The 25,177-nt window shown below is 55.3% G+C and carries 24 protein-coding genes and 1 pseudogene; 10 read left to right on the forward strand and 15 right to left on the reverse strand.

Features of this window, described 5'->3' with window-relative positions:
- Positions 1-14 precede the first annotated feature (14 nt).
- Entirely contained in the window at positions 15-1,184 is a 1,170-nt protein-coding gene (locus BSK21_RS00380; protein ID WP_067552152.1) for a MalY/PatB family protein, read from the reverse strand.
- 114 nt (positions 1,185-1,298) lie between these two features.
- Between BSK21_RS00380 and def (BSK21_RS00385) the strand changes: the two genes are divergently transcribed.
- Genes def (BSK21_RS00385) through BSK21_RS15800 form a run of 4 tightly spaced genes read left to right on the forward strand, consistent with a single transcriptional unit; the run spans position 1,299 to position 3,382 of the window.
- Positions 1,299-1,820, forward strand: coding sequence for a peptide deformylase (gene def, locus BSK21_RS00385; protein ID WP_067552297.1), 522 nt, complete (start codon positions 1,299-1,301; stop codon positions 1,818-1,820).
- Complete coding sequence (gene def, locus BSK21_RS00390) at positions 1,820-2,317, forward strand: peptide deformylase (protein ID WP_067552155.1); 498 nt, start codon at positions 1,820-1,822, stop codon at positions 2,315-2,317. The genes def (BSK21_RS00385) and def (BSK21_RS00390) overlap by 1 nt, the downstream gene beginning before the upstream one ends.
- 4 nt (positions 2,318-2,321) lie before the next feature.
- Positions 2,322-3,218: a methionyl-tRNA formyltransferase gene (gene fmt / locus BSK21_RS00395; protein WP_067552158.1), complete on the forward strand. Its 897-nt coding sequence runs from the start codon at positions 2,322-2,324 to the stop codon at positions 3,216-3,218.
- The gene (locus BSK21_RS15800; protein WP_156529616.1) at positions 3,218-3,382 is read left to right on the forward strand and encodes a hypothetical protein; all 165 of its coding nucleotides are present in this window, start codon (positions 3,218-3,220) and stop codon (positions 3,380-3,382) included. Before fmt ends, BSK21_RS15800 begins: the two co-directional genes overlap by 1 nt.
- On the opposite strand, the gene BSK21_RS00400 is transcribed toward BSK21_RS15800, so the two are convergent.
- The gene (locus BSK21_RS00400; protein WP_067552161.1) at positions 3,383-4,006 is read right to left on the reverse strand and encodes a trimeric intracellular cation channel family protein; all 624 of its coding nucleotides are present in this window, start codon (positions 4,004-4,006) and stop codon (positions 3,383-3,385) included.
- 245 nt (positions 4,007-4,251) lie between these two features.
- Here BSK21_RS00400 and BSK21_RS00405 point away from each other — a divergent pair, with 245 nt between their 5' ends.
- The 4 genes from BSK21_RS00405 (at position 4,252) to BSK21_RS00420 (ending at position 9,499) form a co-directional block, all read left to right on the forward strand.
- Entirely contained in the window at positions 4,252-5,502 is a 1,251-nt protein-coding gene (locus BSK21_RS00405; protein ID WP_067552164.1) for an integrase arm-type DNA-binding domain-containing protein, read from the forward strand.
- The gene (locus BSK21_RS00410) at positions 5,499-5,831 is read left to right on the forward strand and encodes a hypothetical protein (protein WP_067552167.1); all 333 of its coding nucleotides are present in this window, start codon (positions 5,499-5,501) and stop codon (positions 5,829-5,831) included. Before BSK21_RS00405 ends, BSK21_RS00410 begins: the two co-directional genes overlap by 4 nt.
- A 143-nt stretch (positions 5,832-5,974) precedes the next feature.
- Complete coding sequence (locus BSK21_RS00415) at positions 5,975-6,169, forward strand: AlpA family transcriptional regulator (protein ID WP_074038925.1); 195 nt, start codon at positions 5,975-5,977, stop codon at positions 6,167-6,169.
- A gap of 93 nt (positions 6,170-6,262) precedes the next feature.
- The gene (locus BSK21_RS00420) at positions 6,263-9,499 is read left to right on the forward strand and encodes a toprim domain-containing protein (RefSeq protein ID WP_156529617.1); all 3,237 of its coding nucleotides are present in this window, start codon (positions 6,263-6,265) and stop codon (positions 9,497-9,499) included.
- 805 nt (positions 9,500-10,304) lie between these two features.
- On the opposite strand, the pseudogene BSK21_RS00425 reads toward BSK21_RS00420, so the two are convergent.
- From BSK21_RS00425 to BSK21_RS00465, 9 genes and pseudogenes are all read right to left on the reverse strand, one after another.
- Positions 10,305-10,412: pseudogene (locus BSK21_RS00425) on the reverse strand (transposase); the annotation flags it as partial.
- A gap of 200 nt (positions 10,413-10,612) precedes the next feature.
- A complete protein-coding gene (locus BSK21_RS00430) occupies positions 10,613-11,698 on the reverse strand; it encodes an alpha/beta hydrolase (protein WP_067552172.1) in 1,086 nt (361 codons plus the stop codon).
- Between the two features lie 152 nt (positions 11,699-11,850).
- Complete coding sequence (locus tag BSK21_RS00435) at positions 11,851-12,975, reverse strand: ABC transporter permease (protein ID WP_067552175.1); 1,125 nt, start codon at positions 12,973-12,975, stop codon at positions 11,851-11,853.
- A 2-nt stretch (positions 12,976-12,977) separates the two neighbouring features.
- Positions 12,978-15,746 carry a ribosome-associated ATPase/putative transporter RbbA gene (rbbA, locus tag BSK21_RS00440; protein WP_067552178.1) on the reverse strand — a complete coding sequence of 923 codons (2,769 nt, stop codon included), beginning with the start codon at positions 15,744-15,746 and terminating at the stop codon, positions 12,978-12,980.
- Between the two features lie 3 nt (positions 15,747-15,749).
- Positions 15,750-16,787 carry an HlyD family secretion protein gene (locus BSK21_RS00445; protein WP_067552181.1) on the reverse strand — a complete coding sequence of 346 codons (1,038 nt, stop codon included), beginning with the start codon at positions 16,785-16,787 and terminating at the stop codon, positions 15,750-15,752.
- Positions 16,788-16,790: 3 nt separating this feature from the next.
- Positions 16,791-17,669, reverse strand: coding sequence for an LOG family protein (locus BSK21_RS00450; RefSeq protein ID WP_074038926.1), 879 nt, complete (start codon positions 17,667-17,669; stop codon positions 16,791-16,793).
- Positions 17,666-19,078, reverse strand: coding sequence for an MBL fold metallo-hydrolase RNA specificity domain-containing protein (locus BSK21_RS00455; protein WP_067552185.1), 1,413 nt, complete (start codon positions 19,076-19,078; stop codon positions 17,666-17,668). Before BSK21_RS00455 ends, BSK21_RS00450 begins: the two co-directional genes overlap by 4 nt.
- On the reverse strand, positions 19,075-19,719 hold the full coding sequence (locus BSK21_RS00460) for a TetR/AcrR family transcriptional regulator (RefSeq protein ID WP_067552187.1): 645 nt from the start codon (positions 19,717-19,719) through the stop codon (positions 19,075-19,077). Before BSK21_RS00460 ends, BSK21_RS00455 begins: the two co-directional genes overlap by 4 nt.
- The gene (locus BSK21_RS00465; protein ID WP_067552190.1) at positions 19,719-20,126 is read right to left on the reverse strand and encodes a hypothetical protein; all 408 of its coding nucleotides are present in this window, start codon (positions 20,124-20,126) and stop codon (positions 19,719-19,721) included. The genes BSK21_RS00460 and BSK21_RS00465 overlap by 1 nt, the downstream gene beginning before the upstream one ends.
- A 173-nt stretch (positions 20,127-20,299) precedes the next feature.
- Here BSK21_RS00465 and BSK21_RS00470 point away from each other — a divergent pair, with 173 nt between their 5' ends.
- Together BSK21_RS00470 and BSK21_RS00475 are read left to right on the forward strand one after the other, a co-directional pair.
- Positions 20,300-22,222 (forward strand): alpha/beta hydrolase, encoded by a 1,923-nt coding sequence (locus BSK21_RS00470; protein WP_231924837.1) that lies wholly within the window; start codon positions 20,300-20,302, stop codon positions 22,220-22,222.
- A 41-nt stretch (positions 22,223-22,263) separates the two neighbouring features.
- On the forward strand, positions 22,264-22,665 hold the full coding sequence (locus BSK21_RS00475; RefSeq protein ID WP_067552193.1) for a hypothetical protein: 402 nt from the start codon (positions 22,264-22,266) through the stop codon (positions 22,663-22,665).
- Between the two features lie 65 nt (positions 22,666-22,730).
- Here the strand turns inward: BSK21_RS00475 and BSK21_RS00480 are convergent, their stop codons facing one another.
- The 4 genes from BSK21_RS00480 to BSK21_RS00490 all read right to left on the reverse strand — a co-directional run bounded on the left by BSK21_RS00480 (position 22,731) and on the right by BSK21_RS00490 (position 25,144).
- Positions 22,731-23,180 (reverse strand): hypothetical protein, encoded by a 450-nt coding sequence (locus tag BSK21_RS00480; protein WP_067552196.1) that lies wholly within the window; start codon positions 23,178-23,180, stop codon positions 22,731-22,733.
- Positions 23,181-23,392: 212 nt separating this feature from the next.
- Entirely contained in the window at positions 23,393-24,100 is a 708-nt protein-coding gene (locus tag BSK21_RS00485; protein WP_067552199.1) for an IS6 family transposase, read from the reverse strand.
- Positions 24,101-24,141: 41 nt separating this feature from the next.
- Positions 24,142-24,357 carry a hypothetical protein gene (locus BSK21_RS15805; protein WP_156529618.1) on the reverse strand — a complete coding sequence of 72 codons (216 nt, stop codon included), beginning with the start codon at positions 24,355-24,357 and terminating at the stop codon, positions 24,142-24,144.
- A gap of 88 nt (positions 24,358-24,445) precedes the next feature.
- Complete coding sequence (locus BSK21_RS00490) at positions 24,446-25,144, reverse strand: helix-turn-helix domain-containing protein (RefSeq protein ID WP_067552201.1); 699 nt, start codon at positions 25,142-25,144, stop codon at positions 24,446-24,448.
- Between the last annotated feature and the right edge of the window lie 33 nt (positions 25,145-25,177).

Here is a 25,177-nt window from a genome sequence, read left to right on the forward strand (position 1 = left end):
CAACTTGCGAATCGTTATTGAAGGTCTGAAAACGCTGCCTTGAGACGTCCTACAGCGTCTTCAATCCGCGATCTCGGTGTTGCTAAGTTGAAGCGCAGGAAGTTTTCACCACCGAGGCCAAAGCTTGGTCCATGGTTCGGCGCAATTTTAGCAGCGGTCTGGACCCGTGATGTAAATTCGTCGCGTGTCATTCCTGTGCCTTCAAAGTCGACCCAAGCGAGGTAGGTCGATTCTAGTGCCATCGATTTGACCCCTGGGATCGCATTTACGCCTTCGTCAAAGAGACGTCGATTGCCGTCCAAGTAGATGCAAAGTTCATCAACCCACGCGGCGCCTTCTGGTGAGTAGGCGGCCATGGCCATGAACAATCCGAATGAGTTGGGCGAAAGGCCAAGCGCAGCCATGCGAGCGGCAAATTTGGCCCGCAGGTCTGGATCAGCGATGATCACGTTGCCCGAATGGCTCCCCGCAATGTTAAATGTTTTAGTTGTTGCGGTCATCATGACGAGGCGGTCTTCGATCCCGTCGATCTTTGTCATCGGGATGTGAGTGTGACCAGGCATTATCAGGTCGTGGTGAATCTCGTCCGATACAAGGATGAGGTTATGGCGTTTTGCAAAGGCGGCGACGGCCTCTAGTTCTGCCTTTGACCAAACCCGGCCCCCCGGATTGTGCGGAGAGCAAAGAATGACCATTCTTTCCGAGCCTGTCATCTGAGCATCATAGGCGTCGAAATCGTATTCATACCGACCGTTGTTGTTCACCAGTTGGCATTCGACCACGTTACGACCAGCCGCACGAATGACGCGGGCAAAGGCGTGGTAAACTGGGGTAAAGAGGACAACGCCGTCACCGACATTGGTGAACGCGTCAACACAAAGCGCTGTGCCGTTGACCAGACCATGCGTGGTAAAAATCGATTTCGGATCCACGCTCCATCCATGGCGGTTTTCCATCCACCAACAAATCGCATCTCGATAGGGTCCGTCGTTTCCGAAATATCCCATGACACCATGGTTTGCCTGATTGTGGATCGCTTCGCGCACGCAATCGGGTGCTGCAAAGTCCATATCCGCGACCCACATCGCGAGGCCATCATCGGGAGAAACGCCATAGATGGCCTGCATCTCGTCCCACTTGACGTTATGGGTGCCGCGACGGTCGATGATTTCGTCGAAATTCATTGGGATCTCCAGAGTTCAGGCCAGCTTTGCGCCAATGTTTGCGTTGATCTGATCCAAAGGTCCAGTGGTGAGCCAATCCTTGCGGGATCGCACGGGAAACGCTACATGCCGATCATGACATTGCGACCCATCTTGATCCATCCCGACCCGCGCCTGAAAAAGGTTGCTGACCCCGTTGCAGAGGTTTCGAAAGAAATCCGCAAGCAGGCCGACGATATGATTGAAACCATGTACGATGCCCCTGGTATCGGGCTTGCCGCGCCGCAGATTGGTATCTTGAACCGACTGCTGGTCATGGATGCGCAGCGTGATCCAGAGGCAAAGCCAAATCCGATGGTTCTGATCAATCCTGAAGTCATTTGGGAGTCGGATGAAAAGAACGTCTACGAAGAGGGCTGCCTCTCTATCCCCGATCAGTTCGCCGAAGTTGAACGTCCGAAAATGGTGCGCGTCCGTTGGCTCGATCTGGACGGTAAGATGGTTGAAGAAGAGTTCGATAACCTCTGGGCGACCTGCGTTCAGCACGAAATCGACCACCTCAACGGAACGCTGTTCATCGATTACCTGAAGCCGCTCAAACGGCAGATGATCACGCGTAAAATGCAAAAGTTAAAACGCGAATTGGCGCGCGGCTGATGGCGCATCGTCCTTTCGTCATGTGGCCTCATCGGTCATTGCGCACACCTGCGGCACCTGTCGAGGCCATCACCGATGACATCCGTGCCATTTGGTCTGAGATGGTCGAGGCGATGGATGCAATGCCGGGCGTTGGCCTCGCTGCAGTTCAGTTGGGTATTGATCTACGTTTGGCCGTTGTTGACTGCTCGGACGAGCGTGGCAAAGCTGTAAAAATGGCGAACCCTGAGGTGCTTCACGCGTCGGTTCAGCCTCGCGACCATGAAGAAGCCTCTCCGAATTTGCCTGGCGTTTCGGCCAAGGTTACACGGCCACGTGCCGTGACTGTTCGCTTCTTGAACGAGCAGGGCGAAATGGAAGATCGCGACTTTGTTGGACTATGGGCAACCTCGGTTCAGCATCAGATCGATCACCTGAACGGCAAAATGTATTTCGACAATCTGTCGAAGGTGAAGCGTGATATGCTGATCCGTAAGGCAAAGAAACTGAACGGATAATCCAATGCGCATTGTGTTTATGGGGACCCCTGAGTTCTCGGTTCCGGTCTTGCAGGCGCTGGTCGATGCCGGCCACGAAGTTCTCGCAGCTTATTCTCAGCCGCCGCGCCCTGCAGGTCGTGGTAAAAAGGATCGCCCAAGCCCCGTTCAGGCTCGTGCAGAAGAACTCGGTATCCTTGTTCGTCATCCCGTGAACTTTAAAGACGCAGAGGATGTCGCGGCGTTTGAGGCTCTACAGGCAGACGTTGCCGTCGTGGTTGCCTACGGTTTGATCCTTCCGCAGAGCCTATTGGATGCCCCGAAGCACGGGTGCCTCAATATCCATGCGTCTTTACTGCCGCGTTGGCGTGGCGCGGCGCCCATTCACCGCGCGATTATGGCAGGTGATGCTGAGACAGGCGTCTGTATCATGCAGATGGAGGCCGGATTGGACACTGGTCCAGTTCTGATGCGTCAGACCACCGCGATCGGTGCGGAAGAAACGACAGGGCAATTGCATGATTGGCTGTCTGACATGGGGGCAAAACTAATCGTTGAAGCCCTGTCTCGCCTAGATACGCTGACCCCTGAGGTCCAGCCACAAGACGGCGTGACCTACGCTTCCAAAATCGACAAGGCAGAAGCGCATGTCGATTGGACTCAGCCTGCGGATGTGATTGACCGTCAGATCCGTGGATTGTCGCCATTCCCTGGTGCGTGGTGCGATGTGAATGGGGAGCGGGTTAAGCTTCTCGGTTCCAAATTGGCCAAAGGCGATGGTAAGGTTGGGCAAGTCCTGCACGGCTTCACCGTTGCATGTGGTGAGGGCGCGGTAGAGATCACGCGCCTTCAACGTGAAGGCAAAAAGCCAGTCACCACCGAAGATGCCCTCCGCGGCATGACATTGCCGGAGCACATCTGATGTTCCTCCTCATGGGATTGCCGCGCATGGCGCTGAATTTCATGATTTGGTTTCTTATCTGGATGTTCACGCGACCAGGTGGATGGCTTTTCGCCTGTGTTGCCGTGGTGCTTGCGGTAAAAACCCTCCCCCCCGAACTCTGGGGGATGGCTAACCCAGAATAATCACTGGCGCGGCGGACGGCTCTTATAGGCAGGCATCGACCATCCAAGGGCGAGGCTTCCAGCCCGCAGTGCGAACGTTACGCCAGCACACAACATCAGCGCGATGGGCTGTGTGATCCCTGCGCCAATCGCAAGCATCGCCGCCGCGGCCCCTATGAATGCCGCAGAGATATACAATTCGCCCTGTTTGAGGACCAGCGGGACCTCATTGCAAACCACGTCGCGCATCAAACCGCCGAAACAGCCTGTCGTCACACCCATAATCAAAACGATTGGCCATTCCTGAGAGTGGTTCACGGCCACGCCGACCCCGGTCGGAACTGCCACCGCCAGAGCGGCAGCATCTAGCCAAGTCAATGTTTTTAAGCGGCTTTCAAGGAGGTGGGCGGTAAAGAATGTGCCCATTGCAGCGACCGCCGCAATAACCAAAACGATTGGTTTGTCGATCCAAAACAAAGGGTTTCGATCCAACAAAAGGTCACGAACCGTGCCGCCACCGACCGCAGTCAAAGCGGCGATAAAGAAGAACCCAACTGGATCGAGCTGCGCACGACTGGCCACCAATGCGCCTGTCAGCGCAAAGATAAACACAGACGAGTATTCGAGAATTTCAAGAAATGACATCGCTCCTCCTCGGTCTGTCGTAGCACAGATTTGCTGCGATGGGACCAAAGAGTAAGTCTAATTAACGATGCCAGATAATGGCGGAGACGAAGGGAGCGAAACCCTTCAGTCATTATTGATGTAATTTGAAAAATTTACCTTATAAATATACATATATTGTGTATTATTGTGTAGGTTTGTATCTGACAGTTTCTTAAAATTTCATGTCATTTATGTATCCAAAATGTATCCAGGAAGGAGTGCAGATGACACTTGCTACAGACTTAGCAATCCGAAAGTGGAAGCCATCGAAGGACGGTGAAGCTGTCGGTACAGGTGGAAGGACTAGTCTTTATATTCGCGGTTGGAAAACCGGAGCTAAGGCTTTTTACTTCCGTGCTAAGACGTGGATCAAATTGGGTGATTATCCTGACGTTTCTCTTGCGCTCGCAAGGGAGATATCAACGGTTGCCAAGCGTATGTCGCGTGAAGGTTTTGGCGTTGATGCTCTCCGTCGTGGTTTTGCGAATGCAAAAACCGCGACAGAGTTTGAAGCGATTGTAAGGGGGGACATTCTGTCCGGACTTTCAGTCTGTGGCGCCACAACTGCACCTACCTATGATGAGCTCTGGAATGAATGGTACAATGGGCGCAAAGCAAAGCTGCAAGACGGGCCAAGTCGACGTCGACCTGAAGCAATTCACTTGCATCACATAAAGCCTGTATTGGGAAATCGACCAATTACAGAAATCAGAAGGCGGGAAATTTTTGATCTTTTAGAACCACTTTTCCACGAAAAGCCAGTCACCGCTGGGCATGCGCTAGGTCATATTCGAGCAGTTTTCGAGCGAGCTGCAAACAGAGAACTGATCGACGCAGACCCGACCCCCAATAAGTCGGCATTTGCCGACGCAATTGCAAGAAGAGACGTAAAGCATCACGGGACATTATCTCCCGACAGGATGCCAACTTTATGGACATGGCTCGGGACAACCGATGCCAGCAAAGCAACGCGCCTCGCTATTTTGACGGCTATGACCTCGGGTCATAGGATCGGGGTTATCATTAATGCTGAATGGGAGCATATTAACGAAGAAACCGCTGTTTGGACTGTACCAGCTCGTACGGACCACGTCACGCCGGGCCGCATGAAGTCCGGACGAGAATATGGATTGCGTTTACCTGATAAGCTGCTGGAAAGCTTACTTGACCTTAGACGCTCTCCAACGCAGCGGTATGTGTTTGAAAGTCCAACTACAGCTGGCCCGATCTCGTCGAACGCTATTCTCAAGACATTAAAGAGATTTGATGCTGATCTCACTGCGCATGGATTTAGAAATGCCATTAAGGGATGGTGTCGAAGCGCTAATCCGCCAGTTCCTGATCACATTGCTGATGCGTTTTGTGACCATAGTTTACGTGGTCTAGATGCAGCCTATCGACGTGGTGACACCAGTGCTGAGCGAGCTGATTTGGCAAGGCGTTTGTATGACTTTGTTACGGCGGCACCAGAATGATTGATGACAAACGCACCTTAGCTCGAGCAAAAGTTATACATGAACTTATCGACTACAAAGCAAATGGAGACAGGCGTCACCTGGCTGCCATTGCTGAGATGATGGCAGAATATATCGGATTACCTGATGCCGGCGCCGAAATAGCTGCCATCTTATTATCAGAAAAAACGCTGCCAAAGTTGAATGCAAAAATTGGAATAAATCAGCAAGTAGAGGATGCTCTCATACGCCATCTTTGGATCAGTTGGAGGGGAAAAAGGCCAAACCATGAAGTCTATACGGCTATTAAAAAATCCTCATCCAGAACAATTTGCCAGGGTGGGGCATGACCAACGAGGGTGCTGAGGAACGCATTCGCAAACGCATCGAGCGTATGGGGATCGATAAAGTGGACAATTCGTAAAAACTTGTCCTTGGACGGACCATTAGTATCTGTGTTCATTGCTGTGTCAGGACAAAACGGAGCGTATCCATGCCTGACACTCTCAACCAAATCCGCTGGCTAAATGCCCAGCAAGTTGCGGCGCGCTATGGCTGCGGTCGTGTAACCGTTTACCGGATGGTAAAACGCGGTTTAATTCCAGCTCCAATCCAGTTTTCTGGGCGAATGAGCCGTTGGGACATACAGGCTCTCGACGCAGCCGACACAAGTCGCGGCAGCAAATAACACAATCCGTCTGCTTTGGAGACCCCGGGTTCATATTCCCCAGTCGCGCACTGGGCATTTGACGCTGGTCCGCCAGCCACCAAGTGGCTCGATGTGGATCAAGTCAAATCAGCGCTGAATGAACGCGCTGAAGGGCTTTTCCGACAGTTCTGGGGTGAGCCTGAGCGTCCTAGTGCGCGCGAATGGCGGCTCAAGGGAACCACTAGCAAAGCGATGATTATGCGCGGCGCAAAACGTGGTCTCTGGTATAACCACAAAACGGGCGAGGGCGGCACTCTATTAGATTTTGTGGCAGTCGAGATGTCGGGCCTTTCATCCGCGAGGGATGACTTTCATCGCGTTTTACAGGATGCTTCCCGGCTGTGCGGCGCAGACCTTGATGAACCTTTGGACTTGGCAATCATCCAGGCCAAGGCTGCTGCACGCATTGCTCAACAGGCAATAGAGGAAAGAGAAGAAACAGCGCGCCGTGAGTTAATCATTGAAGCTCTAAAGTCTCGAAGCGAACCAATCGAGGGCAGTCCAGCGGCTGCTTATCTCCGTAGTCGTGGAATTTCTCAGGTGCCTCGAGGTTGGGTCTATTTACCATCGGTACCTGACTTACCGATAAAACATGCAAGATATGCGGCATTAGTTGTCTTTGGCGAGGATGATACCGGTCAGGTAAAAGGTGGGCAGCGTATTTTGCTTGGTCCAAATGGCACCAAAGCTGAGGTTGAGGTCCGGAAGGTTGGGTTTGGCCAAGTAAACGGATATCCAGTCAGGCTAAATAAAGGCTGTAATGGACCGCTCATTATCGCAGAAGGACCTGAGACTGCTGCTGCAATCGCACAGGTTGTAGATCACGAAGTCTGGGCAGTTTTTGGAGTTTCAGGGTTTGCCGGGGTCTCAGTACCAGTGGGTCGCGAAGTCATACTGTGCCCTGATCAAGATGCTGCCGATAGCCCAGCTGGAAAGACATTTTCTAAAGCCGTCCAGGCATTGGTTGAAAAAGGTGTCGCTGTCAGGATTGCGATTGCACCTGAACCAGAGGGTAGCAAGCGTGATCTCAATGACACGTTAATACACCAAGGCGCTGAGGCGGTCAGGAATGCGATAAAAGCTGCCAAGATTGTCAAACATTGCGAAGCAGTGGATTGTGATGAGTGCATCTCCCTTCCGGAAATCAGTGCCGAAGATGCACGGCTAATTTTACGTGATGAGGTGGTAGCTGGACTACGGCGCCCAGGTGTCACGTTGATTGAGGCGACCTTAGGCCTGGGAAAAACCTCCGCTACGATTTCCGCGCTTGATGACCTACTGGCGACCAGTGACGCGGGTGCAGTTGTTCTTGCAGTACCAATTCATCGTTTAGGCAGACAAATGGTCAAAGATATTCGCGCGGTAGTGCCAAAGCGTCGCGTCGTACAGGTGTACGGGGCAGAGGCCCAAGACCCTTTCAATCCGGATGAAACAGTCTGTAAGCGGCTTGACGAATATCGCGAGCAAGCTTCGCTCATGTTGGACGTCGAAGAGTTATGCAGTGTATGTGCGTGGAAAGACAAATGCCTGCACCAGACAAGCAAATCGAAGTGCGCCGACGTATATATCGTTTCACACCAACGATTGAAATCTGATGGATTGCCGTTGAAGCAGTGGCAACACCTTCTTGCAACGGTTGTCGATGAAAATCCTGTAAACGCTTTAGTTTCGGTATCTGGCCGTGGAGTGCCTTTATCAGCTCTGATTGAAGCGCCAACCCGCATTTCAAACAAGGAAGGCTGGCAGAGCTTTGCGGATGCGGATGCTGAAGCGAGTTTAAAGCGGTATCGGAAGAAAATTAAGGAAACGATAATCGCGAACGGAGAAGGTTATCTACGGAGACAAGCGCTAGAAAAATGGACGATTGAAGAGGTCGATGGGGCCCGAAAGTTAGAGTGGCGTCGCAAGATTAACGATCCCAGTCATCCCGAAGTGAGTGGCAACAAAAGTCTACCGACCATTAACCGTCTTCTAAAGGAGTTTGGGCGGCTGTTAGCCAAAGACGAAAGCCACGAGCTTAATGCACGGGTAGAAATCCGAAAAGGTGGACAAGGCCTCGAAATCCTATTGAACACTTTGCGGCCAATTAATGAAGCCTGGCTTCAGGCCCCAGTGCTGATGCTTGATGCTACCGCAAATGTTGAAATAGCGGCGCTCTTGGCTGGTCAGGAATTGGCACATCACGTCGAGATAAGAGCTTCTGAGAATATCTCGGTAAAACAAGCTATCGACTTGTCTGGTGCAAAGAGCCACTTCTTTGCGCGCGGTAGGACTACAGGAAACGTAGAACGGATAAGCAATTGGATTAGGTTGCAGACGCTAACGGATGGACAGACTGCCGTTATAAGCAACAAGCGAACGATTGAAGCTCTAGACCTGCCCGACAGTGTGGCAAAAGCACATTTCAACGCCCTGCGTGGGTTGAACAATATGCAGGAGACCGATCATCTCATTATCATCGGCCGCACTCTTCCTCCGGAGGCTGCAATCGCTCGTTATGTCGCCGCCCTTTGGGGCGAACCAGTAACCGGCGGATTAGTGCGTGATGCGTCGATCAAACGGATCGAAATAGGTGCGGTTGGAAAACCGCAAATCGTAAAGAGAGTTGGCACATCTCACAGCTGCCCCAAAGGTCAGGCAGTGCTGGCTATGATCCGCGACAACGAAGTTATTCAGGCGATCGGTAGACTTCGAGGCGCCAACCGCAAGGCTCCGGCTCGCGTTACCTTAACTTCGGATGCTGTTACTGGCTACGCCGTCGAACCAGCGATGTTAAAATCTGAAATCAAGCTCTCAAACATTCTGTGGCCGATGCTGTCACGTGGCGTTGCCTTCCTTTCAGCGGCACAAGCCGCAAAGGCTTATCCTGACTTATATGCGAGCCAACAGGCGGCGCAAAAGGTATTTGGCGCTGCAAATGACTGGACAACTTTTCCCATAAAGAGCCTGTATGGAAAAGGTTGTGCAGTCGCTACAATAAGGACACCACGGTCTAGAAATACGACAATAGCTTTGATTGCTCCATGGATTACTGATGTTTATGAGGAGATCGAAAAGCATTTGCCTGGTGCGCTAGTGTTAAATGTCGAATGGCCTCCAAATGCGCGCGCGACTGAAAATGCTGCTCAGGTTCACAATGAGGCCCAGCACGCAGAAGTGCTTGAAAGTGCAGCGGCAAACCGAATGCGAAAACTTGCAGACCCGGACGGTGTATCTCGAACACCGGAAGCTATTGAAGCAGTTTGGGATTGGGCAGAAGCCTTGGCAAAAAAGCTTCAACATAAAGATGCAGAAGACGGTAATGCCTAATAGCGGTTATCATTCAAAGTCGCTCCTACCACTTTGGTATTTCCAGAGTGGCGCACTTAGCCCCGATGACCTCAGCAATGTGCGAATTCATTCACTATTGGCAGCGTAGTTTCTTAATGCGCAAAATAAGCGGGTCCTTCTCGAATAACCCCGCTGCGAGTGGTTCGGGCCGCTGACTTTGGCTAGCGATGGGGTGTCCTATAGGGAGGTCAACAGGCCCCTCGGAAATTAAGCGAGCCGGTGAATTACTTTTGGGTCACCAAAGAACCTCTGGTTCGAATCTTGTTGCCACCGCCATTTCCCCTTTACAAAACTTCACATCGGACGCACTGGGCGTAATTTCCTCGTGAAATCAAAGGGACTTAGCAACGTTCAAGGGGCTACTGAGAGTAAACATTTCGGCAAAGTCGGTCTCAAACGGCGATTTGTCTCAAAAGCAACGAACCTCGTGGATTTTAGGCCCTTGTTTCAAAGTTATTTAAAATCAGTGTGTTGGTGAAATTTCGCCTCTTTGAATTTTCCAGATGATAACTCCTGAGCAGTCGATCCTATGCAAGAACTGATTGGTAAGCGCGTATTTAACTCCTTGTAGCGAACGGCACAAAGCGGACCTTCAGGCATGCTGCGGCGAACAGCGGCTTTGAGCCCACACTGTGAATTCGAACTTTGTGTTGCGAGCGCTCGCAGCACAAATAATGCTGCATCTGCTCAGTTGCCGGTGTCGCGATGCAGCAAAGAAACCGGTCAGTCATACGAACCGCCGCGAGCATGAAATGGCCAATTAACACACTGCGGACATGGCTCAATTCTGCGCGCCTGCATCGTGGCCCGCGAAGATCGCGTTTTTTCTTTGTAAGGCAATCGGGCGGATGTTGCGTTCAACGGCATTAGCCGTCAGAACTACGCGGTATTCTTGCGAGGAACTCATTTGTAGCATCCATAGAGATACTCCCTTCAAATCTATGAAGGGTCGGAATCGCAGAATAAAGTCATCACTGAAAGGTGGGGTCTAATCTGCGCTTACAATAGATCTGGAAAGGGTTGAAGCTATGTTTCGGAAGTCATTAACGGCATATCTACGAGACCACAATTTGGGGGCGAACTGATAGGTGCTCATTGACGGGTCGCCACAAGAGTGGCGCTTATAGGCTCCAGGACAAATGTACCCGCGTGAGCCAGTGATGCAAATGTGGTCAGCGTCTCGTGCGGAATGACACTCATCAATGCGGCGAACTTAGTGTGCGTAGTTCCATCCAATGTATCCACTTTTGATATGTCTACCACTCGGACACCGTTTGCTGCCGCAAGAGATTGAACTCGGGGATCGTTTATATCTGTTGTTCCCACTCTGCGACGTGATCCCGCCAGCCGTTCCGAAAACCGCAAAACGCGATCATCTGGAGAAACGAGCAGAGTCATCGGCGGGTTCAGCTCGCCAATGGTTTGTATCTGACGGCGAAAGACATCTATGTCGATATCCGGCGCGGCCAGTACCACATTTTCCAAACGTTCGATTACCCTGTCCTGGCCGCTTAGCCTGAGCTGGCGTAGAGCCTCGGCGACAAGAAAGCCGCCCATGCTGTGCCCAAACAAGGTGATGTTTCCGACTGCCGGGTCGGCAGCGGCAATCGTCAGCAGTTCAACCAGATCGTCCCGCGAATAGGTGACAGCATCCTTATCGGCGACATAGCCCGTCATGGATGCGGCAGACGGCCAGGCAAAGAGGATGGGCAATTCCTCTAGGTTTCCGTCGACAGAAATTTGCGCCAGCCGGAACAGGGATTCCGCGAAGTTATAGTTATAGCCATGAACAAAGATCAAGACATCGCGCTTGCCTGTGACGTTGGTACCTCGACTGGATCGCAATAAGCCAACATCCAACGTAAATTCTGGCAGAACCGTTCGATTTGTCACGGCAAAGCTAGTCTGTAGGTCCGGTTGGGACACTGGCCATTCAATCTGTGTGACATTGTGAATTGGTGGAATGGAGATCGTGAACGCTTCATAGTTGAGCGCGGGTGCTCGAACGTCGGAGTAGCTGCCTGTGCTGATATCTCGTGCGCGTGTCGTGGCAACGAGAAGGCTCACGCTTTGAGCCGTAGTGTCGTCTTCAGCGACAACTGACAGCGTCTCTGGTCCGAGTCGTAGTGCACAACCAGCCGCCGCAAGGAACAGCAAAATAGGAAGCAACTGGGTCAAAGGGTTGAAATCATTGCGTTGGGGAAGGATACACTCAGTGTATTCCTCGTGCTGTAAAATTTAAGGTCTATCCGTCACGTTCCGTATTCTACATGGATGCCCTGACACTGTGAGAACGTTGTTTGCTGGCGCACTCCACACATCTGTAATGGTCATCCGGACAAACTCATTGAACGACGAAACAGCGCGAGGCTCGCGAGGAAAAACCCGGTGCCCAATCCGGCCATCAACGACAATTCGAACCAGACTGCACTTGGACCGGCCCCCCTGAACACAACCGCCTTAGCGAATGCCAGAAAGTGCCGTGACGGCAAGACCATGGTCAGTCGTTGCACGATGTCTGGCTGGCTTTCGACCGCGCCCATGCCGCCCGACAGCATGATGATCGGGATCACGACCATAATCACCAAAAGTGCGAATTGCGCCATGCTACGCGCCAAAGTGCCCAGAAACATTCCGATTGCGGCAGCGGCGGCCAGATAAATCGCAGTTCCGGTCAGAAGCAAAGGAATCGATCCCGCCACCGGCACCTGCAACACCTGCTGCACAACGAAGAACAGCGACAGCGTGAAGGCCGCCAGCACCACGACGACATTGGCCAGCACCTTCGATAACGCGATCTCGAAGGGCGTCAACGGCATCACCATCAAATGCTCGATGGTGCCCTGCTCGCGTTCGCGCAGCATTGCGGCCCCGGTCAGCGCGATCGTCAATAGCGAGAGCTGGTTCAGGAGCGAGGACACGGCCTTGAACCAGACCGGGTTGCCATTGGGGTTGAAGGCGCGGCGCAGTTCCAGTTGCAAGGCGGGGGCTGGCGCGTCCGGGCTGCCCGAAAGAAAAGCGCGGGTCTCTGAGAGCAGGATGTTGGCGATGTAATCGGTGCCAAGCTGCGCCTGACTGACTGCGGTAGCATCGACCTCAAGCTGGGCGGCGGGCATCAGGCCGGCGATCACATCTGCCTCGAATCCGGGCGGAAAGCTGAGGACGAACATGATCTGCCCCGCGTCCATTTCAGGCCTTACCTGATCAGGTGTTATCATCACCGGCGGTTGGAACCACGGGGGGCCAAGTGCGTCGGTGAGTTGCCGGGTCAACGCAGAGCTGTCCTCGTCAAGAATGGCGATGGCTGCGTTATAAACCGTGTCTCCGGCCCCGCTGGCCTCGAGCATCACGGCGACAACAAACGACCACATGATCAGGATCACCATCACCGGATCGCCGAGCACACTTTTCAGCTCTTTACCTGCGAGCCAGAAGATATTTGTCAGCCTTCGCATGATCACTTCTCCTGCTTGCGCAGGGCCAGAACGGCCAACAAGGTCAGGACCGGTCCAAAGGCGGCCAGACGCAGCAGGTGCCCCGACAGTTCAGACAGGCCGAGCCCCTTGGTAAAGGTGCCGACGCTGATGCCCATATACCAAGTGGTCGGCCAGAACGTGCCCATGATCCGCGCCGCACCTTCAAGCGAGGAAACGGGCGTGATCATGCCGGAGAATTGCAGCGTTGGCATTACCGAAAGGATCGCCGCCGCGAAGACCGCCGTCACCTGCGTGCTGGTCAACATCGATACGACAAGACCGTAACCTGTCGCCGCCACCGCATAGAGCAATGCGCCCAGCACCAGCGCCGCAGGATCACCCTTGAGCGGCACACCCAGCACGGTCACCACAAGCGCAGTTAGGATCACGAAATTGAGCAGCGTGATGCCGATATAGACCAGTTGCTTGCCGATCAGGAATTCGGCGCGGGTGGTCGGCGTGACATAAAAGTTGGTGATTGTGCCGATTTCTTTTTCACGCGCCACGCTGACCGCCATCAGGATCGCTGGGAACAGCAGCAGCAATAGCGGCGGGATCGACGGGCCGATTGCGGGCAGGCTTTCCATCGCCGGATTGTACTGAAAGCGCGGGATCAGTTGCGCGGGCGCAGCCGCCGCTTGCGATTGGGACATGGCCAGCACGTTCAGCGCCGGGGTCGATTGCGCATCGCTGGACAGGATACTTGCTTGTGCGCCTTCGACATAGCTTTCCACCGTGCCTGCACGGTTGGTGTCGGACCCGTCGATCAGGGCAGCAATTTCGGGCGACTCGCCCCGCCGCACCATCCTGCCGAAATCCGGCGGGATTTGCAGCGCAAGCGCCAGTTCTCCACTCGCCATGCGGCGGTTCAGCTCGTCGTTGTCTGAAATCGGCGGGCGTTCGGAAAACCAGGCAGAGTCCTGAAAACCCGACAAATAGGCGCGGCTTTCGGGGCTTCGGTCAAGATCGAAGGCCGCGAAGGGGATATTGCGCACCTCTTGCGAGATGCCGAAGGACATGATCAGCAGCAAAAGCGCAGAGCCGACAAAAGAAAACACCAGTCGCACCGGATCACGCCGCACCTGCATCGCTTCGCGGGTGGTGAATGCCAGCATACGCTGGATGCTGAACCGCGACGCGGGTGTGTCATGCTTTTGATCATTGCTCACGGTTAACAGGCCCTCATCTGCCGGGGCCTCAGCTGGTTGAGCGTCTAGCATGTAAGCAATGAAGGCATCCTCCAGCGTCTCGACGCCACGTCCCGCAATCAGCGCCTTGGGAGCATCCGACACCAGAACCTTGCCGGCATGCATCAGGGAAATGCGGTCGCAGCGCATGCCTTCGTCCATGAAATGGGTCGAAATAAAGATCGTCACCCCATCGCGGTGCGCCAGTTCCAGCAGCATCTCCCAGAAGGCGTCGCGGGCCTGCGGATCGACGCCTGATGTCGGCTCGTCAAGGATCAGGATATCGGGACCGTGGATCACCGCGACCGCCAACGACAGGCGCTGTCGCACACCCAGCGGCAGCGATGCGGCGCCCTGATCGAGATAGGGCTCAAGCCCGAAGCGTGGGACCAATTCACCCATCCTCTGCGCGGTGAGCTCACTGCCGAGGTGAAACAGCCGCGCGTGCAAGAGCAGATTTTCGCGCACCGTCAACTCGCCATAAAGCGAGAAGGATTGCGACATGAAGCCGACGCGCCGACGCGCATCGAGGTTCTGCGCGTCCACGGGTTTGCCAAAGATCCACGCCTCTCCTGTCGTGGCGGGTGTGAGCCCGGTCAGCATCTTCATGGTCGTGGTCTTGCCGCAGCCGTTAGAGCCGAGAAAGCCGAAAATCTCGCCGCGCGCGATCTCGAAGCTGACAGAATCGACAGCAGTGAAATCGCCAAATCGTTTGGTCAGATTTTCGGCGCGAATGGCAGGAGGGCCCGTCTCGGTTGCGGTTGTAGGGGCAGGCTGAGGGGTTACTCCTGGCCCCTTGCTCTCGCCGCCAAGCAACGCCACATAGGCGGCCTCGACAGTTCCGGTTCCAGTGCGCTCCATAAGTTCGGCGGGGCTGCCAGTCGCCAGGATATTGCCCGCATCCATCGCCACCAGATGACCAAAGCGCGCGGCCTCTTCCATATAAGCAGTGGACACCAGCACGCTCATGTCGGGGCGGTCGGCGCGGATCGTGTCGATCAAATCCCAGAACTGGCGACGCGACAACGGGTCAACGCCAGTCGTCGGTTCATCCAGCAACAGGAAATCGGGATCGTGGATCAGGGATGCACACAGGCCCAGCTTTTGTTTCATCCCGCCCGAGAGCTTGCCTGCGGGCCGGTCCATGAACGGCGCAAGACCGGTGGCGCGGGTCAACCGCGAAATCTGTGCTGCGCGTTCGGCCTTGCCCAGCCCGAACAACTTGCCGAAGAAATCCAAGTTCTCCTGAAGGCTGAGGTCGTGATAAAGATTGCGCCCCAGCCCCTGCGGCATGAATGCGATCCGCCGCCCGACATCGGCCCGGTGAGCGGCACTGGCCATGTCGCCACCCAAAGTCTCAACGCGGCCGGCCTGTAACTTTTTGGCCCCGGCGATCAGCCCCATAAGGGTTGATTTTCCCACCCCATCCGGCCCGATCAGCCCGACCATTTGCCCTGCGGGGAGGTCGAGCGTCACATCGCGCAGCGCCAGCACCTTGCCGTAGTGGTGTTTCACCCCCGCCAGCCTTGCGGCTATCAGAATTGGGGCGTCAGCCGTAGTCATCGGTCAGTTCCCGCCATCCGCGCCATCCTGCAGCGCTGGCAGGACTGTTGCGACCGGTGGCGTCAGCCCTTCGGGCCAATCGGGAACAGAGCCGTCGGGCCCTGCCAGGCGCACCCAAGCCACACCACGCACCCCGGTTTTGACCTGCGCGAGGCGTTCGGCCACCAGCTCTTGCGGAATGCGCACACGGATGCGGAACATCAGGCTTTCGCGTTCTTCAACGGTTTCGACCTGTTTCGGGGTGAATTGCGCCTGCGGGGCGACGAAACTGACCAAAGCTGGTACTGCGATATCGGGCATGACGTCGACCACGATCCGCGCCTCGTCACCCAAACGCACCCTCGGGGCGGCGCTGGCGGGCAGGAAGAACTCCATATAGACATCGCCAAGGCTGACCAGTGTCAGCACCTTGCCACCCCCGCCCAGAACTTCGCCCGGCTGCGCAAGACGATAGAGAACACGCCCCGCCTGAGACGCATAAAGCGTGCTGTCGGCAATGCGCGCCTCGATTTCACGCAGGGCAGCGGTTTCGGCGTCAACAGCCCGTTGCTTGGCCACGACGCCAGCCTGTGCGGCGGTGCGGCCTGCCTCGGCCAGTTGCGCCTCGGTGCGGCGGATATCCAACTCTTCGCCGCTGACCACGCCGCGTTCATTCAGCGTTTCGGCGCGGGTAAGCTCGCTTTGCGACAACGCTAGCCGTGCCTCGGCTTCGGTCACCCCGGCCTGCGCGACGGCCACAGCCGCCTCGGCGCTGGCAACTGCTGCCTCAGCCCGCATTTTTTGCGCCTCCAACTCGGTTGTATCCATTACTGTCAGCACATTGCCGGGTTGCACCAAATCACCCTCGCGCACGGTGATTTCCGAAACCCGCCCGGCCAGACGGGTGGAAATGTCGACCAGATCGGCTTCGATCCGTCCATTGCCACGGGCAAACCCTTCAGGCGGCAGATCGCTGGGTTCCAACAAGACCTTCCAACCGGCGTAGCCCAGAAAAGCCGCCAGCACGGCGAACACGAGAATAATGGAAATCTTACGTGACATAACTTAGGCAACTCCTTCGGGGTCATTTTGCGGTGCGTCCGGCGGCTGGCCATGATAGAAATCAAGTAACGCCGCTATCGCCTGATCTGCCGTTTCGACTAAGGTGAACAACTGGCGATCCTGCGGAGAAATCATACCCTCGGCGACGAGGTAGTCGAAATCCACCGCCCGGTTCCAGAATTCCAGACCGAACAGAACGATTGGCAGCTTTGGCACCTTGCCAGTCTGCACAAGGGTCAGAACTTCGAACACCTCATCCATGGTGCCAAAGCCGCCCGGAAACGCCACAAGCGCCTTTGCCCGCATCAGGAAATGCATCTTGCGCAAGGCGAAGTAGCGGAAGCGGAAAGCAAGATCAGGGGTTATAAATGGATTTGGCGTCTGTTCGTGTGGCAACGTGATATTCAGCCCGGCCGAACGCGCGCCCACGTCGTATGCACCAAGGTTTGCCGCCTCCATGATCCCCGGGCCTCCGCCGGTCACGACTACAAAATCACGCCGATCTTCTTGTTGAAAACGCAACGATACCAATTCGGCAAAGCGCCGGGCCTCGACGTAGTAGCGCGACAGCCGCACCTGACGTTCGGCTTGGGCAACCTCCCGCTGGCCTTTCGGGCTCGCGGGGTCGCCTTGCGCCTGCGCGTCCTTTAGCTGCCTTTGCGCGGTGTCCGGTGAGACGATGCGCGCGCTCCCCATTACGACAACCGTTGAGCGGACGTCATGGCGACGCAAAGCGCGCTCGGGTTTGATCAGTTCGAGCTGCAAGCGCATGGCCCGTAGGTCATCCTGTTCCATAAGGTCGGCGTCCTCGTAGGCGAGGCGATATGCCGGATTTTTCTGGATGGCTTCGGCCAATACCTTGCGTTCGTCTTCGCTGATCATTGTTGACCTCTGAGGAGGTCGACTTTCGATCCAAGCTCCGGCACCGAAACTTTCCAGCCCTTGTCCGTACGCAGTTTCTCGGCGAATTCCTGTGCTGTATCGGCCTCGCCATGCACCACAAATGTCTGTTTGGGAGACGTCTTGAAACCATCTGCCCAAGCAAGCAATGCGGTGCGATCAGCATGGGCCGAAAACCCGTTCAGAGTGTGAACAGCGGCTCGCACTGGTACGTCTTTGCCAAACATGCGCACCTGTCTTGCACCATCCACAAGACGTCGTCCCAATGTACCCTTTGCCTGAAATCCCGTGATCAGGATCACGCTTTCGCGTCGGGGAAGGTTTTCACGCAGATGATGGCGGATACGCCCGGCAGTGCACATGCCGCTTGCGGAAATAATGATCGCACCAGAGCGAATCTGGTTGAGCGCTTTGGATTCCTCGACGCTGGCCGTGAACTTCAGATATGGCAAATCGGAACCAATCCTGTGCCACCCAGCCAGTTTTGTTGCCTGCTCGTCGAACAATTCCAGATACTGGCGCGTGATCCGGGTGGCTTCTGTGGCCATGGGCGAGTCCACAAAAACCATCAAGTCATGCAACCGTCCCTCGCATGTTAGCCGGTGTAGATGGTAAAGAACCTCCTGAGTTCGACCAACCGCGAAGGCGGGCACGATGATGTTGCCTCCTCCGGCATGGCGCGTGTGCTCAACGATGTCGATCAACTCCTCAACTGTCGAAGTTTGATCCTTGTGATCGCGATTTCCGTAAGTGGATTCGATCAACAGAAAGTCGGCCTCCTCGATGATGGTCGGATCGCGCAGGATTGGTCGCCCTGGCTGGCCCAGATCCCCGCTGAACACGATCTTTGTGGTCTTACCGCTTTCAGTGATCCAGACCTCGATAATGGCGGAGCCCAGAATATGTCCGGCATCCCGGAAACGGCAGCGCACCGCAGGGTGCGGATCATGCTTGTCGTCATAACCAACCGCCTGAACCTGGCGCAGGCATTCCCGCGTGTCTTGCATCGTGTAGATCGGCGCAGATGCTGCTGTCGTCTTGCCGCGACGGGACCTGCGTTTGGCCCTCTCAGCGTCAGCTTCCTGAATATGAGCGCTGTCTGGCAACATGACCCCAAGCAAATCTGCGGTGGCCGACGTCGTATAGATCGGACCTTTGAAGCCCGCGCGGGTCAGTTTGGGAAGCAGACCGCTATGATCAATGTGGGCATGGGTTAGAAGCACGAAATCGATCTTTTTGGCATCAAAACCGAACGGCTGGCGGTTGCGCGCCGGAGCTTCGCGCCCGCCTTGCACCATGCCACAATCCACCAGGAATCGCAGGCCCTTCGTTTCCATGAGATAGCAGGATCCGGTCACTTCCTGTGCTGCGCCCATAAAATGCAAATTCATGACGTAGTCCTTCCTGTCTCCGCCATGTCCTGCTTGGTCGCTATACCGCGCTGATAGATGGCGAACACGCGCGGCGCGTCGGCGCGCATCCTTTCCATATCCCCCGACATAAGGGATTGCATGACCAGCCCCTGAATGGTGCCAATGAACAGTGTGGCTGCAGCCTGACTATCCAGATCCTCGGCCAGTTCGCCGCACGCCTTTCCGGCCTCGATCAGGTGGTTCAGGCGCACCCCATATTGCTTCATCATCGCGCGCGCCAAGCGTTTCGCTGGCGTCGGTTTCGCCCCCTGAAGCTCACCGAACAACATGCGCGGTGCTCCGGGGTGTTCTGACACAAAGGCAACGTGGGCCAAAAACATCGAGCGCATCGCTGCCAGCGGCGACTCAATTCCTTCGGCCGCCTTGTCGATCCTTGCCATCAGGCGATTGGCCACCCACTTCATCACCGCCTGCCAGATCGCCTCCTTGTTGGGGAAGTGGCGAAACAGGGCACCTTGCGTGAGGTGCATGTGTTTGGCGATGGCCACCGTGGTGATGTCGCCCGGGTTGGTCGTCGCTGCAAGTTCGATCACTGCTTCGACGGTGACATTGCGGCGCTCTTCGGCGGCCAGGTTCTTTGACTTGGTGTGTGCTGTCATTACGGCAACTCCACCCGCCAGACTGCAAGTGCAAGCCAGCCCATTGCGACGACCATGGAAGCCCCGCCGACAATGACGAAGAGCGGCGGTGCGCCGATCAGCACTTCTGCCAGTATCCCGAGAGGCATGAGCATACCTGCCAGCGCCAACCAAGAAATCCATCGGCCAGATGCAGCGGGCAGCGGCAGGCGCAAAAGCACCAGACCGACCGCGATGTTGAGAAGCGCAAAAAGGTTGCCATGCGCGTGCGCCAAGCGCGATTCGAAATGCACCCCGACGCCGTAATCAGCGATCCACTGCTCTTTCCCCGGCGCAAAATCGCGCAGGAAGATCAACACGAACCCATAAAGCATGAAGAGGGTCAGAAACAGAAACCCTGTGACAATGTTGGATTTTCCAGTGTGCATCACGATCTCCGAATTCTGAATGCGGACCAATCCCCGCCGATAGCCGGAGTATGTCTTGAAATTTGATAGTAATCAATTACTATCTTCTGGTGAGTCGCGCAGACACGACAACAGATGATACGCAGGTCGAGCCTTCATCCTGCCGATCGGGTGGTCAGAAAGGGACAGCAACCATGGACAGAAACGGCGAGCATCAGGTCACCCAATTGCACGCGGATGGCAAAGGCAGTCGCTCTTCAAAGGCAGTGGCAAAGGGCAACATTCGCAAACCAATTGCGATGGTAAGGCCCATTTCAGCGCCCGATGGTGACGCTCCTTCTCCCGCGAAATCGACTGGAGCGTCAGGTCGGAAACCACATGAAAATGGTCCGACCACCTCATTGCACGACGCGATGAACCACACCGCTCAAAGCGCCATTTCACGCGTCACCCACGGGCTGTCACCCGCTGCGCTTATGGGGGCGTGGTTCGATTGGGCCACCCACATCGCCGCCGCCCCTGGCAAGCAATTGCAACTGGTCGAAAAGGCCGCTGACAAGGTCCGCCGCCAAACCCGTTTCGCAATCAATTGCGCGACAAAACCCCACAATTCGGCCCCCTGCATCACGCCTTTGCCACAGGATAACCGTTTCAGCGACGACGCTTGGCAAATGAAGCCGTTCAACATGATCTATCAGGGCTTCCTGCTGCAACAGCAATGGTGGCATAACGTTGTTACGGACGTTCCCGGTGTCACGGGCCAGCACGAGCGCGAGTTACAATTCCTGACGCGGCAGCTGCTCGATATGTATTCGCCATCCAATTTCCTGCCAACCAACCCCGAGGTTTTGCGCAAGACCCGTGAAGAAGCTGGTCTAAACCTGATCCGGGGCATGCAGAACCTCGTCGAGGACGCACAAAGCGTCATGACCGGCGCATACGCGACAGGCGCAGAGGATTTTCAGCCGGGTCGGGACGTTGCGGTGACACCGGGCAAGGTGGTTTACCGCAACCGGTTGATCGAGCTGATCCAATACGCCCCACTCACGGACACAGTGCGCCCCGAGCCGATCCTCATCGTTCCAGCCTGGATCATGAAATACTATATCCTTGATCTGTCACAGCAAAACTCGATGGTGCGGTATCTCGTGGAGCAAGGCTACACGGTCTTCATGATCTCGTGGAAAAACCTCGACGAAGATGATCGCGAACTGACGATGGAGGACTACCGTCAACTGGGCGTGATGGCGGCGATCGAGGCCATTCAGGCGATCGTGCCGGATCAGAAGATCCACGCAACCGGCTATTGCCTTGGCGGCACCCTGTTGGCCATTGCTGCTGCGGCAATTGCGCGCGGAAAAAACGACCCTTTTGCGTCGTTGACACTGCTCGCCAGTCAGGTCGATTTCACCGAACCCGGCGAGTTGCAGCTTTTTATCAACGAAAGCCAGCTTGCCTTTCTCGACAGTGTTATGTGGAAACAGGGCTATCTCGACACGACCCAGATGGGTGGTGCTTTCCAGATGCTCCGTTCAAATGATCTGATCTGGTCGCGCGCGGTTCGGGAATACCTGATGGGCGAGCGTCAGCCGATGAACGATCTTATGGCGTGGAATGCGGATGGTACACGCATGCCCTATGCGATGCATTCGGAATACCTGCGCAAACTGTACCTGAACAATGATCTGTCCGAAGGGCGGTTTCAGGTCGAGGACCGCCCGGTCGCACTTTCCGATATCCGCGCCCCGATCTTTGCGGTCGGAACGGTGAAGGATCACGTCGCGCCTTGGCATTCAGTCTACAAGATACACGCACTCACCGATACCGACGTGACGTTCGTGCTGACCAGTGGCGGGCATAATGCGGGTATCGTCTCGGAGCCGGGCCACCCGCGCCGCAGCTATCGGATCGGCAGCAAAGACGCGATGGATCGCTATGTCGACCCAGAAGCATGGCAAACGGAAACAGAGGCACAGGACGGATCCTGGTGGGAGGCTTGGGATCAATGGCTTGGATCAAGTTCGGGCAAGCGAATAGCGCCGCCGGATATGGGAAATGCAAAAACGGGCTATCCCGTCCTCACCGATGCACCAGGCACATATGTCTTTCAAAAGTGACCCCAGCGGGCAATGCCCGTATTTGAACAAAGGATAGGAAAATGGCTTCAAAGCGAAATACCAGCCTTATGGTCGCTGCGATCGTGGCGCTTGCATTTGGTGCGCTCACAGTGCTTTCGGGCGGTCGTGCCTTGTTCGGTAGCGCCGAGGCACAGGCCGCAGTGGGCAATGCGGTACCCTTTGTGCTGTGGTTCAACTTTCTGGCCGGGTTTGCCTATATCCTCGCAGGCATCGGGCTGTTTTTACGGCACTCGCCTGCCGTCTGGATTTCGATCGGCATTTTCGCGAGCACCGCTCTGGTAGCGTTGGCGTTCGCGGTCCACATGATGCAAGGCGGCGCTTTCGAGATGCGCACCGTTGGCGCGATGATCCTGCGCACGGGGGTTTGGGCGGGCATATCGGTTATCGCCTGGCGGCATATCAGGCAGGCTCAGGTCACCTGAGGCGAGGGGCAATCAATCCTCTTGAGCGGTCCTCGACAATATGTGCCACGCTACCAATGGGCTGCTCAAATATCCGGGCGACGGAAGGTATAACCACTATGCGGCCCCGCCACATCTTTTTCGCAGGAAGCGAGCAGCAGAAAAACCCGCTTCTCGATTGTTGATGTCAAACGCAGCGGATAAACGGTTTGAATTTCGCGGTCTACAACCTGGTCAATGGCCAGATTGGCGAACTTAGCTGCACCGCAGAACAAGCCGTGCTGCATTTGCGAATGGTTTCTGCGTGAGCGAAAGCTGCGACTGCACAAGTCCGGTTTGTCCGCATATCGAACATTGGTGTAGATCGCAATGAATGACCGCATTCCGCCCTGTTTGCACGACCGTCGCGACCAGCCCAAAGCTGCCGCTAAGCCCGTGGCCAACAGCCGCAGTGCAGCATCACCAGACCGGCCATTCGTCCATCGCGCAGCATTTTTGGGGGAGTAAAGGTCGGCGATGGAGGACGAAGGTGTCATTCAGTGTAACGTGACCCAAGTCCGCTTTATGGAGAGCACTCAATTGGTCTACATAAATCCGTTACCTGGGGCGCGTACCGAGGGCAGAAACTAAAGCCACCTCACCGACAGGAACCCTATGCACATTTGCATTGCTGCCTGCAGGGCAAACCCGCAGCTTGGTGCTGTCAGACTAATTCGAACTCGTCTCCGTTTGCCGTTTAGCCAAGCCCTCAGATCGCGCCAAGTTGGCGCCACTCGGCGAGAGCAGCGGCGCGTAGCGTCTTGAAGTTGCCTCGGCTATAGTGGTGTCGTTCCTGATTGAAGTGATTGTAGACGGAAGAGTGAACGGCGGCGAATTTCTGCAAACATCGCATTTGTCGAAACCTCAGCATGGCTCGCTCTCGTCGTCGAAACGGAAGGTGAGAATTTTCAATGCGGTTGTTGAGCCACCTGCCCGTTTGCTGTTTCTCAGTATTTCCTAGGTCTCTCATAGCTGCGCCATAAGACCTAAGATTGTCAGTGACTATCGCCTGCGGGCTTCCATATCTACGCAGAGATTTCCTGAGGAATTTCAGTGCCGCCTTACGATCTCGGCGCTTTGTAACATAGCTTTCAAGCACTTCACCTTCGTGATCAACAGCACGCCACATGTAATGCTGCACGCCATTCACCTTCACGAAGACCTCATCCAAATGCCATCGCCAATTCGGACAGGACTTTAATCTGTCCGCTCTTCGCTTCCGGATTTCAGAAGCAAACAACGGACCAAATCTGTTCCACCAATAACGGATCGTTTCATGGCTAACATCAATCCCCCGCTCATGAAGGAGATCTTCAACATTACGAAGAGACAGAGGAAACCGAACATAGAGCATCACCGCAAAGCGGATCACCTCTGGGCTCGTTTTGAAGTACCGAAACGGAGAGCGCTTGATCATACGAAAACGCTAGCCACGGACCCTACCCTGCTCAAGGCCGTTTAATCTGACAGTGCCCCAAAGACGCTAGGGACAGCGCGCAACTGAGACAGGCGTTCCCCCAGAACCGAAGCGATCCGTTTGAACCGCCTGATTGCACCAACCTTACCAGCCGGGCAGCCGCTCGATCCACCCCCGAGATCATGACGCGCGAACACCGTCGTGCCCATGTTTACAGTAGCGTTACGGCGTGGTTGCAAGTATGAAATGCTGCTCATTCAGTTGGCACCCTCCGAATCATACAGACACCAAAGTGGCAACATTTTGCGCTGCCCCTTGGCTCACTTTTACTCTGCCGTTGACACCTCAGGCTGAAAAGTCATCAATCAGTGGATTTGGTTTCGCAAAGCGCTCAAGGTCCGCCTGATTTTCGATGGTGATGTGGGTGCCGGTCACGACAACTCCGTAAGGCTGCAGCCCCTTGAAGGCGCGGCTGAGATTTTCAGGCGTCATGCCCAGCACAGAGGCCAGACGCCGCTTTTCGAAATTCAGCTCGAACGCAGCCCGGCCGCCAGCGTGCCTTTGTTGCCTGAGCAGGTAGTTCGCGAGCCGCTCGAGCGAGGTTCTGAGTTTCAGATCCTTTTGCGCCTTGATGACCGAGCGATAGCACTGCGCCAGTTCCGTGACGATCGCACGGGCAAAGTTGTTGTCGGCGTCGAAGATCGCGCGCACGTCCTGACTGGGGATCAGCGCAATCCGGCTTTTCTCGAGCGTGCGGGCCGACATAAGGTAGGGCGCATCCTTGATGGTGGCGGCAAGAATGAAGGTCGAGATCGGGCGGACAGTCGCCATGCTGGTATCCCGCCCATTCCAGGCCGAAAAAAGATCCACCGAACCCGAAATGACGATATGAAGAAAATCGCTCGGCTCTCCTTCAGTGATCAATTCGATCTGTGCAGGGAAATTCTGCACGTAGGCGCCACGCATCAAGGACGTGAAATTGTCATCCGCCATCTGCGCAAAGAGATCGAGTTTTCGAATATCCCGGTATTCGGAATCGGGCATGTCGTCCCCCCCTTACTTTGCGTGCTTAACAAT

Source organism: Marivivens sp. JLT3646 (assembly GCF_001908835.1).
GTDB classification, from domain to species: domain Bacteria; phylum Pseudomonadota; class Alphaproteobacteria; order Rhodobacterales; family Rhodobacteraceae; genus Marivivens; species Marivivens geojensis.

What these genes read in the sequence shown, in the direction of transcription:
- BSK21_RS00380 (WP_067552152.1), bottom strand. Translation starts at nt 1,184, where the DNA reads ATGAATTTCGACGAAATCATCGACCGTCGCGGCACCCATAACGTCAAG.
- def (WP_067552297.1), top strand. Translation starts at nt 1,299, where the DNA reads ATGACATTGCGACCCATCTTGATCCATCCCGACCCGCGCCTGAAAAAG.
- def (WP_067552155.1), top strand. Translation starts at nt 1,820, where the DNA reads ATGGCGCATCGTCCTTTCGTCATGTGGCCTCATCGGTCATTGCGCACA.
- fmt (WP_067552158.1), top strand. Translation starts at nt 2,322, where the DNA reads ATGCGCATTGTGTTTATGGGGACCCCTGAGTTCTCGGTTCCGGTCTTG.
- BSK21_RS15800 (WP_156529616.1), top strand. Translation starts at nt 3,218, where the DNA reads ATGTTCCTCCTCATGGGATTGCCGCGCATGGCGCTGAATTTCATGATT.
- BSK21_RS00400 (WP_067552161.1), bottom strand. Translation starts at nt 4,006, where the DNA reads ATGTCATTTCTTGAAATTCTCGAATACTCGTCTGTGTTTATCTTTGCG.
- BSK21_RS00405 (WP_067552164.1), top strand. Translation starts at nt 4,252, where the DNA reads ATGACACTTGCTACAGACTTAGCAATCCGAAAGTGGAAGCCATCGAAG.
- BSK21_RS00410 (WP_067552167.1), top strand. Translation starts at nt 5,499, where the DNA reads ATGATTGATGACAAACGCACCTTAGCTCGAGCAAAAGTTATACATGAA.
- BSK21_RS00415 (WP_074038925.1), top strand. Translation starts at nt 5,975, where the DNA reads ATGCCTGACACTCTCAACCAAATCCGCTGGCTAAATGCCCAGCAAGTT.
- BSK21_RS00435 (WP_067552175.1), bottom strand. Translation starts at nt 12,975, where the DNA reads ATGCGAAGGCTGACAAATATCTTCTGGCTCGCAGGTAAAGAGCTGAAA.
- rbbA (WP_067552178.1), bottom strand. Translation starts at nt 15,746, where the DNA reads ATGACTACGGCTGACGCCCCAATTCTGATAGCCGCAAGGCTGGCGGGG.
- BSK21_RS00445 (WP_067552181.1), bottom strand. Translation starts at nt 16,787, where the DNA reads ATGTCACGTAAGATTTCCATTATTCTCGTGTTCGCCGTGCTGGCGGCT.
- BSK21_RS00450 (WP_074038926.1), bottom strand. Translation starts at nt 17,669, where the DNA reads ATGATCAGCGAAGACGAACGCAAGGTATTGGCCGAAGCCATCCAGAAA.
- BSK21_RS00455 (WP_067552185.1), bottom strand. Translation starts at nt 19,078, where the DNA reads ATGAATTTGCATTTTATGGGCGCAGCACAGGAAGTGACCGGATCCTGC.
- BSK21_RS00460 (WP_067552187.1), bottom strand. Translation starts at nt 19,719, where the DNA reads ATGACAGCACACACCAAGTCAAAGAACCTGGCCGCCGAAGAGCGCCGC.
- BSK21_RS00465 (WP_067552190.1), bottom strand. Translation starts at nt 20,126, where the DNA reads ATGCACACTGGAAAATCCAACATTGTCACAGGGTTTCTGTTTCTGACC.
- BSK21_RS00470 (WP_231924837.1), top strand. Translation starts at nt 20,300, where the DNA reads ATGGACAGAAACGGCGAGCATCAGGTCACCCAATTGCACGCGGATGGC.
- BSK21_RS00475 (WP_067552193.1), top strand. Translation starts at nt 22,264, where the DNA reads ATGGCTTCAAAGCGAAATACCAGCCTTATGGTCGCTGCGATCGTGGCG.
- BSK21_RS00480 (WP_067552196.1), bottom strand. Translation starts at nt 23,180, where the DNA reads ATGACACCTTCGTCCTCCATCGCCGACCTTTACTCCCCCAAAAATGCT.
- BSK21_RS00485 (WP_067552199.1), bottom strand. Translation starts at nt 24,100, where the DNA reads ATGATCAAGCGCTCTCCGTTTCGGTACTTCAAAACGAGCCCAGAGGTG.
- BSK21_RS15805 (WP_156529618.1), bottom strand. Translation starts at nt 24,357, where the DNA reads ATGAGCAGCATTTCATACTTGCAACCACGCCGTAACGCTACTGTAAAC.
- BSK21_RS00490 (WP_067552201.1), bottom strand. Translation starts at nt 25,144, where the DNA reads ATGCCCGATTCCGAATACCGGGATATTCGAAAACTCGATCTCTTTGCG.